Here is a 14,048-nt window from a genome sequence, read left to right as displayed (position 1 = left end):
AGGTTTGGTGCTATGTGGTTCGGTTCGGTTTTATTCGCATGATCCACATGTCGTCGTCATACGAATGGTTTAGTTTGTTGTAGTATGAGGTCAGCGCGTTGTCCCAAGTTTCGTGTTTCTTGAGATACACATATCTTAAATTGTCATTCGGATTTATAAAATAGCTGGCATTTAACCCTCTGGCGTTCAGTTCTTTCACAAACCTTCTTGCATTGGAGGAGTTGTCGAATACATTGGCAATTATGTAGAATCCAGAAGGCAGGCCGTTGATGGATTGTGTCTGCATGATGACACCTCCCTTGCCATTGGATCTGTTGGCTACATTTTTGGACAATACACTGTTGCCGTATTTGGATGGGTTGTTCTGTGCCACTGGATTGTATCCAGCAATTGGAGAATCCTCACCTTTTACGTTCATGATCCACGCATCGCCTTGGTATTTCCCATTCATATTGGAATGGTAGGCGGTCAATGCTTCGCTCTTATCCTGGAACTCGCCTATAAATACATAATTGAGACCGTTCTTTGGATTTTGGAAATAATCAGCATCCAAACCTTGTTGCCTTAGTTTTTCGATAAAGGCATCTACGTTGTCAGGATTTTTGAACACATTGGCAATCAAATAATGGCCGCTTTCCACCTGAGGAACAACGTGTGCTTTAAATCGGGCCCGTGTTACTTTGGCGGTTGTGTTGGCCCTTAGGGTCTGGTCCTGCTTCACTGGCGTGGTGGCCACTACCCTATCCTTGTTTTTGTTTTCGTTGATCTTGATGACCTTTTTGGTCGAAGTATTGTTGGATAGCCCGTGATTGGCCAATGGTTGGGTAGGCCTGGCCACAATATCGGCACTGTCCATATTGGCGAAATACAATGCCTTGGCTTTTTCTTCCAAAGCGGGGTTCTCTCCCTTGGTTTCTCGCTTCACCATTTTCATAACGGTCTCAAAGCGTTTTTCTAGATCTTGCTTGCGATAGGTTTCTATAGAATCTTGACGCATTAGCAGTTCGTCCAAAATGGCATCGTTTTCGGCCAATTTGTCTTTCAATTGTGCAATTTCAAGGTCTTTATCTGTGATGTTCAGTTCATCTTGGGGAACATCTTCATCGTTGGACACCAATTCTTCTCCTTCTTTCTCCAACATTACGCGGTCCTCGGTAAGGTTAGGGGTAAAGGAGTAAGCAAGGGAGATTTCGTGGGTAACCCCAAAGTTTTCAAACTCGTTGGACAATCCTTTTTCAACGGTATAACCCAAAGAGATGTTTTTGGTCAAGTTGAATCCAAGACCAGCGGAAGCCCCATAAAAGTCGTCGTACCCTCCTTGAATCCATCCCAGTTTGGGCAAATCAAGGATCAAGTTTCCACCCAACACCAAGTCTTGGTCCCCTATTTTGCGTACACGCGCCAACGGCATTAACCGCGCCTTTTCCAAAAGCCCGGCACCATTTTTAAACTGATGGGTATATTGCAGGTGTCCAGAATAAGTCTTTTCATTGAAATCGGTGACCGATTCACTGGTTTTTAGGTTGTAATCAAATAGATTTTCGGCGAAACCACCAATATCGAAATTGCCGAAAGAGAAGTTGAAACCTGGTTGAAAGCTCACCAAAGAACTACTTTCCAGAGTATTTAGAAATGGGTCGATCTCTACTGAATTGGCCCTATCTTGATTAAAGGCACTTTGATAGTAACTAACATTGGCACCAAAGGTGAACGTACTTTTTGGACTCAAACGCACACCGTAGGCGTAATTGGCATGCACACCAAAATTGTTGAACAATCCTTCGCGGTTGGTAAATAAGCTAAGACCAACACCACTTCTATCACTAACCCTACCACTATAACTCAAGAAGTAGACCTGATTGTTATCATCAAAAGATACCGACTGGTTTCTGTGGAATAGGTTAATATAGGATTTATCCTCCCTAACCGTTGAAAATGTGGGGTTTATCAAAAACCGGTTGAACTTCAACAAGTTTTGGGAAGGGACGTTATAGGCCACAAAGGGGTCCTCTTCCTGTCCACGCATTCCGGTGAAAACAAGTAGCAAGATGAATATGAGTGATAGTAGAGGTTTTTTGGTCTGCATTTCTGCTTATTTAATAACAGTTATGGTTCCTTGTTTCAGGCTTTTACCACCCCGTGTGATCTTATAATAGAAGATCATGCTCTGCTTGTTGAAGGCCGTGGTGGATTGGGGCCAGTTGTTTTCATAACCCGCTTGGCTAAATACCTGCTCTCCCCTTTCGTTGAAAATGGTAACCAGCACATTAGGGTCTCTTGAATAGGTGTTTGGCAACACCCATAGGTCGTTGATTCCGTCTCCATTGGCCGTAATCACATTGGGAATGGAGAACATGTCCCTAAACGTTACGGTGATTACTTTACTTACAGTACAGGTTCCGAAGTTGGCTATCAAAAGGTATTCGCCTTCTTCCTGGAAATCGTAGCTGTTGGAGGTGGATATTAAATTGTTGCCCGCATCGTACCATTCGTACGAGTTGGCACCAGTTGCAGTAACGGTTTCTGTTTCCCCCTCAATAATGATAACAGTTTGAGGTCTGTCCAGTACCAACAAGGACTCATCGAAAGGAACAATGTTGATTTTATTCGAAACTATTGGGCAATCGTTACTGTTGATGGTCAATTCGTAAACGCCGGGTGCAGTTACGGTAAACGCTTCAGAAGCGCTATCCACGGTTACACCATCCTTTTTCCAAGCGTAGGTTTCGTTGGTCAGATCTAATGAACTTTCCAATACGATAGGATCGCCGCCTTCACAGTACACTGTGCTGTTTGCGGTGATTTGAAGGTTTTGGCTGGACTTCAACTTAACATCCAGCGTATTGGATGTAGCATTAAAGGTGCTTATTGTACCATATAAAGCGTAAGACCCATTGTTTTGATTGGAAACAGTAATTGTTTTGGAAGTTTCTCCGTTGATATCGGCACCATTCAGTTTCCACTGGTAATTGTAAGATGCCTGTAGATCGGCAGTTACATCGGTTTTTGCACCATTATTGCTTACCGCATTAATTTTGGAAAGACTCAATGTAGCATCCGTATTTTCACAAGAATTGTATGATCCCACATAATCAATCACCAATTCAAAGCTATCCGGACTTACAACCGTAGTGGTTGCAGAGGCAATAGGCGCGGCAGTACATGGCCCACCGTTTTCAGTTACTTCTACGTAATAGGTTCCTACTGCATTAATAGTTAGTGAGTTGTTCGTGGCGCTTGCAACGGGGGCACCATTCATATACCATTGATAGGTCGGAGATGAAGCCGTTGTGGTAACCGAGAGTGTCTTGGTCTGCGCGGGTAGCAGTACAATGTTTTCTTCATTTTGAAGATCTACCTCAAAACCACTGGGACTTGTAACAGCAACCGGTGATGATTTTTCAATACAAACCCCGGATCCACTGATTTCAACGGCATATTCACCTTCAAAACCAGCCGTATTGGTATTCACATTAAAAGAACCTCCCTCAACCGTAGGCCCACCAACTATAGTACCATCCTTGTACCAGGTATACGTATATCCCATGCCGGTGATGTTGGCAGACAAAGTCAGCGGATCACCCGGACAAACCTGTACGCTGCTGTTCCCGGTAATTGCAATACCTATGCTGGTACCTGTATTGATTTCGATGGTATTGGACAACGTATTGGCAGAACCGGAACAAACAGAACCATAATCCAACTCAACGTAGTACATTCCTGGATCTGAAACGGTGATGCTTTCAGTCTTTTCGGCCAATAAAGTGCCGCTTTTGTACCAGTTGTAACGATAAGAGCTTGCATTGGGAATGTTATGGGGTTTCAAAGTAACCGAACCGCTGCCACAAAGCTGGATCACACCACCCGAAGGAATGGTTCCATTCCCATTTTCGCTAATGAGCAATGGTGAATTGTAATCGATAAAGTACATGGAAAACGCATCGGAGGCAGGGCTGGTCTTGGCGGGATTGGTGCTTCTTACCCTGAATTTGTAATTCTCCCCACGGATGTCCGTTGGCAACGCAAATTGAAATTCAAAATCGAAAACAGTGTTTTTGTCACTTACCCTATCCAATTCAACGGGATCACTGAAGTAGCCGTTAGCATCCGAAAGCTCCAGTATAAATTCGTTGTTGGAAGCCACCAAAGGAGGGCTCCAGGTAAAGTTGACAAAATATTCGTTGAAGCTTGCCGAGGCACATGCTGCCGTCCAGGCAGAGTTCCCGGCCAAATTGGGGTTATCGGCAGGAGTGGGTTTGTTCAATACCTGGGCATGGGCTCCAAGGGCAAAAAGGAGCATCATGGCCAAGGCCAGAAACGGAATACCATAGGTTGAACTTCTTTTTTTCATCACCGTTAGTTTTTAAGAGGTTATGGGCAATAATGCCCTGTTAGTTTGTGCCCCTTAATGTGTTAGTTCTCCGGGTCGCTTCTCTACGGCCCGATTTCATATAGTATTCCAATAACAAATATGTTGTTAATTTCGTCGAACGGAAAGATATTGTTGTGGGCGGTGCCAAAAGTGTTGTGAAATCGCTTACTTTGTATAGACTAAAGCACAAATAATAGCGATGAACTGTTGATTTTGCTACATTTGCGCTTCAAAATTTGTATATGGCTGAAGATGTAAAATCGCTGAATTTTATTGAGCATATCATTGAAGAAGATCTTCGAAGTGGCTACTCAAAAAACGATTTGAGATTCCGATTTCCACCCGAACCAAACGGCTATTTGCATGTAGGACATGCGAGTTCAATTTGTCTCAATTTCGGATTGGGACTCAAATACAATGCGCCGGTTAATTTGCGGTTCGATGATACCAATCCCGCCAAAGAGGAAAAGGAGTATGTGGAGGCCATTAAAGCCGATGTTTCTTGGTTGGGTTTTAAGTGGGACACTGAATGTTATGCCTCCGATTATTTCCAACAATTGTATGATTGGGCCGTTCAGTTGATCAAAGAGGGAAAGGCCTATGTGGACAGCCAATCTTCAGAGGATATCGCAAATCAAAAGGGTACCCCTACGGAACCCGGTAAAGCAAGTCCGTTCCGAGATCGGTCGGTTGAGGAAAACCTCCGTTTGTTCGATGGCATGAAAAATGGGGAATTCAAGGAGGGTGAGCATGTGTTGCGGGCCAAAATTGATATGGCGTCTTCCAATATGCTGATGCGCGATCCCGTGATGTACCGGATTTTGCACAAAGCCCATCACAGAACAAATACCGATTGGTGTATTTATCCGATGTACGACTGGACCCACGGAGAAAGTGATTACATTGAACAAATTTCCCATTCCTTATGTACACTGGAGTTTTTGCCGCACAGGGAACTTTATGATTGGTTTTTGGACCAATTGGTATCTAAAAATAAGTTGCGACCCAAACAGCGCGAGTTTGCCCGCAGAAACCTCAGTCATACCGTGGTGAGTAAGCGAAAATTGTTGCAATTGGTCGCCAGCGGAGTTGTAGCTGGTTGGGACGATCCGCGGATGCCCACCATTTCTGGAATGCGCAGAAGGGGCTTTACGCCTGAATCCATTCGGAATTTTGCGGATACCATTGGTATTGCCAAGCGCGAGAATGTGGTTGACGTGTCCTTGTTGGAATTTCATGTAAGGGAACATTTGAATAAGATTGCACCTCGGGTGATGGCGGTTCTTAATCCGTTAAAGTTAGTGATCACCAATTATGAAGAGGGTAAGGAAGAATGGTTGGATGCTGAGAACAATCCCGAAGATGAAGGTGCAGGTTTTCGAAAAGTACCTTTTTCCAAGGAGCTGTATATAGAACAAGAAGATTTTAGGGAAGAAGCGAATCGAAAGTTCTTCCGGTTGAAATTGGATGGTGAGGTTCGCTTGAAGAATGGTTATATCATTAAGGCTGAAAGCTGTACCAAAGATGCTAATGGTAACGTAATAGAAGTGCAGTGCACCTATGATCCAAAAAGTAAGAGTGGCTCCGGTACCGAAGAAAGTCTCAGAAAGGTAAAAGGCACCTTGCATTGGGTTTCCATACCCCATGCAGTAACAGCGGAAGTTCGATTGTACGATCGTTTGTTCAATGACCCAACACCCGATGCCCATAAGGATCGTGATTTTATGGATTTCGTGAATCCGGACTCTTTGGAAAAGCTCACAGGATATTTGGAACCCAGTTTAAAAGAGGCAAAAGTTGGCGACCAATTCCAGTTTCAGCGAATGGGCTATTTTAATGTGGATAAGGATTCAACAGAAGACCATATGGTTTTCAACAGGACGGTTACCTTAAGGGATACTTGGGCCAAATTGGAACAAAAGGATTAATATAAGCAAACCTTATTATTGAGAGCAACAACATAGAAAACCGCAATGAAAATTGACTTTAAATGGCGCCGTTTGGCGTCATTTTTAGTTTGGGCCATCCATTTCTTCATTTTTGGCTCCAAAACCCTGTTAGAGGGCATGTAATTGAATTTTTTCAGCGAAAGCGTCAATCTTTATATCGATAGCATCAAATGTCTCGATAAACGGAAAGTATCTTGCACTTGAATGGATGGAGCTTGATGAAATGATGAACGTTTTTTGGAAGCTTATCGATTCTTCACTGAAGTTTAATTTAAAATCAAAAAAACATGTTAAATAACACTGGAAACATTTTAACCGCATTATTGACCGGAGCTGTAGTAGGTGCCGGAGTTGGAATCTTGTATGCGCCTGATAAAGGGAAAAAGACGAGAAAGAAAATAAAGAAGAGCGCAATCAAGGCCAAGGATGATCTTGCAAACAGTATTACCCACGCCAAGGATGAGTTCTCCAAATCGGCCGAAGCCAAAAAAGTGGAGTTCGAGGAAAAATTGGAAGACACCCTCTCCACCATGAGTTACAAAGCAGACGACATTATCGTGGCCCTAGAAAAGAAATTGGAAGATTTGAGGGAAAAGAACGCCCAACTTCAAAAGTAGGCTATGGCATTTGAGGAGATCAAAGAGCAATTTTTAGAAGCCGAGCAGAGTACCAAATCTTATGTGAAGCACAGCATTGACTTTTATCGCTTGAAAAGTTTTAAGTCGATGATGAAAGGCATTACCATGGCCGCCAAGACTGTTTTGGTGGGGTCCATGGTGATTCTTGCCCTGTTGTTTCTTTCCATGAGTCTTGCATTTTGGATGGGAAGTTATTTTGAAAGCATAACGAAGGGATTTCTTATGGTCGGCTTAATTTATGTACTGTTTGGTATTGTACTCTTCTTGATTAGAAAGAAACTTGAGCGTCCCCTACTGAGAAGATTTTCTGAATTTTATTTTGAAGAATGATGAAACATACGAAATACGACACTTTTGAAGCGATAGATCAAGATCTCCACATCTTGAAGCTACAACGACAAATTGATGAGGAAAAGCTGAAACTTTCTGTCGAACACGTAAAACAGGAAATGTATCCCTCCAATTTATTGGGTGAACTGGCCCCGTTAATTCAAAAAATTGCAATTTCCTTGGTTGCAAAAAAAGTACTGCAAAAGCTTAACTGACCCTAAACCAGTACCAAAAGAAAAAGGCTCCCAATTAGGAGCCTTTTTTTATTTGTGAGCGTTAATCTATTGCTCCTTCTTTTTGTTTTGTTGTTTCATTGCCTCACCAATTTGATTGCTTGCGGTAAAGGAAGCCACCATATTGTTCAGCATGTCACTGCCAGCCTGTGGGGAGTTGGGCAACAAAATAAGATTGGTGTTGGTTTCTTCTCCAATGGCTTGTAACGTATCGTAGTGCTGGGTAACCACAATCAAGGCGGAAGCTTCTTGGGAATTGATGCCCACCTTGTTCAATACTTCAACGGATTCTTCCAAACCACGTGCAATTTCGCGACGTTGATCGGCAATACCCTGTCCTTGTAATCGCTTGCTTTCCGCTTCCGCCTTTGCTTTTTCCACAATAAGGATACGGGCAGCGTCTCCTTCAAATTGGGCAGCAATTTTTTCACGCTCGGATGCGTTGATGCGGTTCATGGCTGCTTTTACCTGGGCATCGGGATCAATGTCGGTCACCAGCGTTTTAATAATATCGTACCCATACTCCAACATGGCATCCTGAAGTTCTGCTTTTACTGCAATGGCGATGTCATCTTTTTTCACGAAAACATCGTCCAATTTCATTTTTGGCACTTCGGCACGTACCACATCAAAAACATAGGAGGTAATTTGATCGTGTGGGTATTCCAATTTGTAGAAGGCTTCATATACCTTGTCTCGAATAACAACGTATTGAACGGAAACCTTGAGTTTTACAAATACGTCGTCCAAGGTCTTGGTCTCTACAATCACATCCAATTGCTGGATTTTAAGACTCAATCTTCCGGCAATGCGGTCGATCAATGGAATTTTCATTTGAAGCCCGGAATTACGGATACTTTGGAATTTTCCAAAGCGCTCGATGACTACGGCGGTCTGTTGTTTAACGATAAAGAAAAACTTGAACAGAATGACCAATGCAAAGAATCCGCCTAGAAATAGATAATAATTGCCCATAGTGTTTATATTTTTATGTTAGAAATGGAATTTACGAAACTCTCGTACACTATAAGTAGGCATCCATCAAGTTTTGTTACACATCCATCAATTGGGAAGGGCGGCAATCGCGTTGTGAATGCGTTTTACGGATTCTTCTTTTCCGATGAATTCCAAAATATCGGACAAATGGGGTCCTTTCATCTCGCCAACAATAACCAAACGTAAGGGTGGCATCACCTTGCCAAAGGAAAGTTCTTGGTCTGCAATCCATTCTTTGACTTGTGTTTCTATAATTTCGGATTGGAAGTCGGAAAGATTTTCCAATAGAGCGGCTACCTTCTCCAATATTTTGGGTGTATCTTCCTTCCATTGTTTTTTTACAGACTTATCGTCCCAATTGGTTGGTGTAACAAAAAAGTAGCTGCCCAAATCCCAAAAATCTGCAACGAAAGTGGCTCGTTCCTTGATCAACCCCACCACTTTTTCTATACGGGAAGCTTCACAAGTAACACCTTTTTCTTTCAATAGTTGCTGAAAAGATCGGGCTAGTTCACCATCGGATTTTCGTTGTAACCACTGCTGATTATACCAATTGTTTTTATCTGGGTCAAATCGTGCACCAGACTTGTTAACACGTTCCAAACTAAAGGAATGGATTAATTCTTCCAGTGTAAAAATTTCTTGTTCCGTACCTGGATTCCATCCCAATAAAGCCAAGAAATTCACAACAGCTTCTGGAAAAAAGCCTGCTTCTTTATACCCCACGGATTCATTCCACGACAATGGGAAAACAGGAAATCCTCCCTTTTCTCCGTCACGTTTGCTCAGTTTACCCTTGCCCACTGGTTTCATGATCAAGGGCAAGTGTGCAAATTGGGGTGCTTGCCAATCAAAGGCAGTGTACAATAGTTGATGAAGAGCTAAAGAGGGCAACCATTCCTCACCACGAATCACATGGGTGATCTGCATTAAATGGTCGTCAACAATATTGGCCAAGTGGTATGTTGGCATACCGTCGCTTTTGAACAACACTTTGTCATCCAAAATATTGGTGTCTATTTTAATCTCACCGCGTATAATGTCGTTTAACACTAAGGTTTCATCCTTTGGAGATTTAAATCGAATCACATAATCTTCACCGGCCTTTAAACGAGCTGAAACCTCATCTTCTGACAGCGAAAGGGAATTGGTCAATTTTAATCGATTGTGCCAGTTGTATATGAAGGTTTTTCCCTCGGCTTCGTGCTCTTTTCTATGGTGCTCCAGCGTTTCAGCGGAATCAAAAGCGTAATAGGCCCATCCTTTGTTGATGAGCTTCAACGCGTAGTCTCTATACAAGGCTTTACGCTCACTTTGCCGGTATGGTCCAACCGAACCTTCTTTTCCTGGTCCTTCGTCAAAAGGGATACCACACCAGTTTAAAGCGTTGATGATATAGTCCTCTGCTCCCGGCACATACCTGTTTTGATCGGTATCTTCAATACGAAGCAGAAAATCACCTCCATGTTTTTTGGCAAACAAATAATTGAACAAAGCGGTGCGCAAACCACCAATATGTAGCGGTCCGGTGGGACTGGGGGCAAAACGCACCCGTACTTTTTCACTCATGGTATCTTATATTGTGCTGCAAAGATACATAGGGGGATAGGATTTGAAAAAGGATTTATTGTATCACCTTTGGTCGATCGGCTCTAAGGTTTAACAAAATATTTTCCATTGATTTCCTAAGGATCAGGTATTTTGGTAAGAAATAACGTCCCTATTGAATAATTATCAGCACATTTTAGGCAAATTGGAAGCCTTTATCAGAAAGTTTTATACCAAGCAACTGATTAAAGGGGTATTCCTTTTTTTGAGTTTGGGCCTATTGTTCTGGTTGTTTATTTTATCCTTTGAGTATGTTTTGTGGCTCAATCAGGGATGGCGACTGATGCTTTTTCTTGTATTCATCGGTATTGAAACTTTTTTGCTCTATCGGTTTATTGTTGTCCCTTTATTGTATTTGTTTCGTGTTCGAAAGGGAATTGATAATCGGGCAGCATCAAAATTGGTGGGCAAACATTTTCCTGAAGTTGACGATAGGTTGCTCAATCTATTGGAGTTATCTGAAAGTGATCAGAAGTCCGATTTGTTGCTGGCGAGTATAGAACAACGTGCTAAGACCTTGGGTCCGGTGCCTTTTACTGAAGCAGTTCAAGTCAAGGAAAGTTATCGGTATGCGAAGTATCTATTGATTCCCGCACTTATTATTGGTTTTATTTGGATTACCGGGGACTTGGTATCCTTCTTTAACTCACACAATCGGGTAGTACATTATCAAATGGCATTTGAAAGGCCGGCCCCATTCAGTTTTAAAGTTTTGAATGAATCTCTGGATGTTCTGGATAATGAACCATTAACGTTGCGCGTAACCACAACCGGGGAGGTTAGGCCCGAACGGGTAAGTTTGGTTTACAATGGGGAAACCTTGGTAATGATGCCTAGCGGGGAAGAGTTTACCTATACGTTGTCTCCTTCAGATGCTGAAAGTGTGTTTTATTTACAATCGGATCAATGGACATCGAGGTCGTATACGGTTCGTTCTTTTCAAACACCCAGGTTGGATGAGTTTAGCATGAAACTGGTTTATCCTGATTATCTAAAACAAAGCCCTGAAACCATTGTTGGTAGCGGAAATGCTGTTGTTCCTGAGGGCACAAAAGTAACATGGCAGATTAAAGGAAAGTTTATAGATGCCTTGCAGTTAACTACATCCGATACCATACAAAACATTCAAGGAAGCGAAGGATTATTCCATTTTTCAAAGCAGGTCTTGTCTAATTTTCCGTATGAAATAAGCACATCAAACGAGTATGTTCAAGAGTTTGAAAGATTGGGGTATCACATAGATGTGGTTAAAGATGCCAGCCCAACAATTCAGGTAGAACAATTTATGGATTCAATTAATCCAAATCAGTCCTATTATACTGGTGTGGTTTCAGATGATCACGGCGTAGCGAAACTCAGGTTGGTGTGTTATCCGTCCGATGATAAAAATGCCCTGCAGAAATTATTTTTGGAGTCACCCAATACGAATGTCCATCAGTTTTATTACAGTTTTCCTAGTGGGTTACATTTAGAAGAGGGTAAGCGATACAAATTGTATTTCGAAGTGGTTGATAATGATGGTGTTAGAGGTGGAAAGATAACCAAGAGCAAGGTATTCGACGCCTCGGTTTATAGCGATAATGAATTGAAAAACAAGGAGTTGGAGTTTCAAAACACTACTTTGTCCAGAATGGACCAAACCTTGGATAAATTAAAGGAGCAGAAGGAAACCTTGGATGCCATCAATACCCGTCAGAAAGAGGAGCGCTCCATTTCATTTGAGGATAAATCACAGATACGCGATTTTATAGCAAAGCAGCAACAGCAGGAGGCCTTGATGAAAAAGTTCAGTGAGGATCTTAATAAAAGTTTGGCCAAGGATGATGCCGATAGTGAGATGAAGAAAATGCTTCAGGAACGACTGGAACGTCAGGAATTGGAAGCTAAGAAGAATGCCGAACTGCTTAAGGAGCTCGAAAAGATAGCTGAGAAAATAGATAAAGAAGAACTGCAGCGTAGATTGGAGGAAATGGCCAAGAACCAAGGTAAGGATACAAGAAATCTAGAACAGATTCTGGAACTTACGAAAAGGTATTACGTTACCGAAAAGGCCAACCAAATTGGGTTGGAATTAGAAAAGCAGGCCAAAAGGCAGGACATTCTTTCAGAGTTAAAATTGGGGGATGATTTTTCGGATAAGGAACAACGAAAGCTTAACGAAGATTTTAAGGAATTGGAGCAAGAGATTAATGAGTTGCTCAAAGACAATTCCAATTTACAAAAGCCAATGGATTTTGATCTGGATAACAGGAAAACCGAATCTGTAAAACAGGATCAAGAAGGTGCTTTGGAAGAAATCAATAAGCAACAAGGACAAGAGCAAGCGGACTCGAACCAACCACAAAATAAAAAGGAGGACGCCATATCCAAAAAGCAAAAATCGGCAGCTCAAAAGATGCAGGAGATGAGTGATGCGCTTAAACAAGGCTCGTCTAATGGGGGGAATTCCGATAGTGAAGACGCAGAAATGTTACGGCAGATTCTGGATAATCTGGTTACATTTTCATTTAAGCAGGAATCCCTATTTGATAAGGTGCAAACTGCGGATGTAGATGTTTCCCAGTTTTCAAGAACGGTTAAAGATCAACAAAACCTCAGACGTTTGTTTGAACATGTGGATGATAGTTTGTTTGCCCTATCACTTCGCAAAGCGGAGATATCAGAATTTGTAAATGAACAGATTGCGGAAGTGTATTACAACATAGACAAGTCCTTGGAGAGTATAGCCGATAATCAAATTTATCAAGGAGCTTCTTATCAGCAATATGTAATCAATGCAACGAATGCATTGGCGGATTTTCTGGCAAACATTTTGGATAATCTGCAGCAGAATATGCAACCCGGTCAAGGCAATGGCCAAGGATCCGATTTTCAGTTGCCTGATATCATAAAAGGGCAACAAAGCATACAGGAGCAAATGCAAGGTTCCGGTAAGGATGGTAAGAATCCACAGGAGGGGAAGGAAGGAGAAGGAAAACAAAGTGGCAAGGAGTCTAAAGACGGCAATGCTTCAGGAAAGAATAAGGAAGGCAATCATGGAGAACAAGGCAATTCTGGCCGTACCAATGGAAATGGCAACGGTGGTGAGGAAATGGGGTTGAATGAGGTGTATGAAATTTACAAAGAACAACAGTTCTTGCGCCAACAGTTGGAGCAACAGCTAGAAAACATGATTCAAAATTCCGATAAGGATTTAACTAAAAAATTGATCCAACAAATGGAAGATTTTGAAAATGATTTGCTGGAAAACGGAATCACCAATCGAACAATTAGTAAAGCAAATACTATTCAACACCAATTGATGAAATTGGAAAACGCTGCTATGGAACAGGGAGAACGTAAGGAAAGGGAAAGTAATTCATCGGAGCGTAATTTTACAAATCCTATTATAACCAAACCAGAGCTTCTAAAAGATCATTCATCTGATATTGAAATATTAAACAGACAAGTTTTACCTTTGCGCCAAAATTTCGAAAGAAAGGTAAAGTCGTATTTCAATAATGATTGATTTTCATTTTAAGTCAGATTTTGTAATAGGGGATAAAACCAATTTTGTCGATTGGATAAATAGGATTATTTCTTCTGAAGGATTTGTCTTGGGACACATTGATTATATTTTTTGTTCCGACGATTACTTGTTGGGACTTAATTTGGAATATCTGAATCACGATACACTTACCGACATTATTACTTTCGATTATACAAAAGGCAAACAAATTTCTGGCGACATTTTTATATCCACAGATAGGGTTGCTGATAATGCAGAAAGTTTTGCTGTTGAGTTTAGTAATGAATTGTTACGGGTCATGAGCCATGGTCTTCTACACTTGATGGGCTATGGAGACAAAACAGAAAGGGAGTCCGCAATAATGCGTCAAAAGGAAGAAGAAAAAATGCAATTGTTCCACGTGGAACCATAGTT

General features: G+C 41.8%; 10 protein-coding genes. 6 read left to right on the top strand and 4 right to left on the bottom strand.

All coding sequences use genetic code 11. The features are described from left to right. Positions 1 to 10: 10 nt before the first annotated feature. Complete coding sequence (locus tag EO131_RS13845) at positions 11 to 2,086, bottom strand: PorP/SprF family type IX secretion system membrane protein (protein ID WP_127023381.1); 2,076 nt, start codon at positions 2,084 to 2,086, stop codon at positions 11 to 13. 6 nt (positions 2,087 to 2,092) lie between these two features. Continuing rightward, positions 2,093 to 4,351, bottom strand: coding sequence for an Ig-like domain-containing protein (locus tag EO131_RS13840; RefSeq protein WP_127023378.1), 2,259 nt, complete (start codon positions 4,349 to 4,351; stop codon positions 2,093 to 2,095). 263 nt (positions 4,352 to 4,614) lie between these two features. Between EO131_RS13840 and EO131_RS13835 the strand changes: the two genes are divergently transcribed. The 4 genes from EO131_RS13835 to EO131_RS13820 all read left to right on the top strand — a co-directional run bounded on the left by EO131_RS13835 (position 4,615) and on the right by EO131_RS13820 (position 7,504). Beyond that, positions 4,615 to 6,300, top strand: coding sequence for a glutamine--tRNA ligase/YqeY domain fusion protein (locus EO131_RS13835; protein WP_127023375.1), 1,686 nt, complete (start codon positions 4,615 to 4,617; stop codon positions 6,298 to 6,300). 308 nt (positions 6,301 to 6,608) lie between these two features. After that, positions 6,609 to 6,938, top strand: a complete 330-nt coding sequence (locus EO131_RS13830; RefSeq protein ID WP_127023372.1) for a YtxH domain-containing protein — start codon at positions 6,609 to 6,611, stop codon at positions 6,936 to 6,938. A 3-nt stretch (positions 6,939 to 6,941) separates the two neighbouring features. Continuing rightward, the gene (locus EO131_RS13825) at positions 6,942 to 7,289 is read left to right on the top strand and encodes a hypothetical protein (protein ID WP_127023369.1); all 348 of its coding nucleotides are present in this window, start codon (positions 6,942 to 6,944) and stop codon (positions 7,287 to 7,289) included. Further along, positions 7,286 to 7,504, top strand: coding sequence for a DUF6327 family protein (locus EO131_RS13820; protein ID WP_241243858.1), 219 nt, complete (start codon positions 7,286 to 7,288; stop codon positions 7,502 to 7,504). The genes EO131_RS13825 and EO131_RS13820 overlap by 4 nt, the downstream gene beginning before the upstream one ends. 66 nt (positions 7,505 to 7,570) lie before the next feature. Here the strand turns inward: EO131_RS13820 and EO131_RS13815 are convergent, their stop codons facing one another. Together EO131_RS13815 and gltX are read right to left on the bottom strand one after the other, a co-directional pair. Then, positions 7,571 to 8,497, bottom strand: a complete 927-nt coding sequence (locus EO131_RS13815; protein WP_127023366.1) for an SPFH domain-containing protein — start codon at positions 8,495 to 8,497, stop codon at positions 7,571 to 7,573. A gap of 87 nt (positions 8,498 to 8,584) precedes the next feature. Continuing rightward, positions 8,585 to 10,087, bottom strand: coding sequence for a glutamate--tRNA ligase (gltX, locus tag EO131_RS13810; RefSeq protein ID WP_127023363.1), 1,503 nt, complete (start codon positions 10,085 to 10,087; stop codon positions 8,585 to 8,587). Positions 10,088 to 10,409: 322 nt separating this feature from the next. Between gltX and EO131_RS13805 the strand changes: the two genes are divergently transcribed. Further along, entirely contained in the window at positions 10,410 to 13,634 is a 3,225-nt protein-coding gene (locus tag EO131_RS13805) for a coiled-coil domain-containing protein (protein ID WP_241243857.1), read from the top strand. Beyond that, positions 13,627 to 14,046, top strand: a complete 420-nt coding sequence (ybeY, locus tag EO131_RS13800) for an rRNA maturation RNase YbeY (RefSeq protein ID WP_127023357.1) — start codon at positions 13,627 to 13,629, stop codon at positions 14,044 to 14,046. Before EO131_RS13805 ends, ybeY begins: the two co-directional genes overlap by 8 nt. Positions 14,047 to 14,048 lie beyond the last annotated feature (2 nt).

The organism is Flagellimonas beolgyonensis (assembly GCF_003992615.1).
GTDB classification, from domain to species: domain Bacteria; phylum Bacteroidota; class Bacteroidia; order Flavobacteriales; family Flavobacteriaceae; genus Flagellimonas; species Flagellimonas beolgyonensis.
This window is presented reverse-complemented; position numbering and strand designations above follow the sequence as displayed.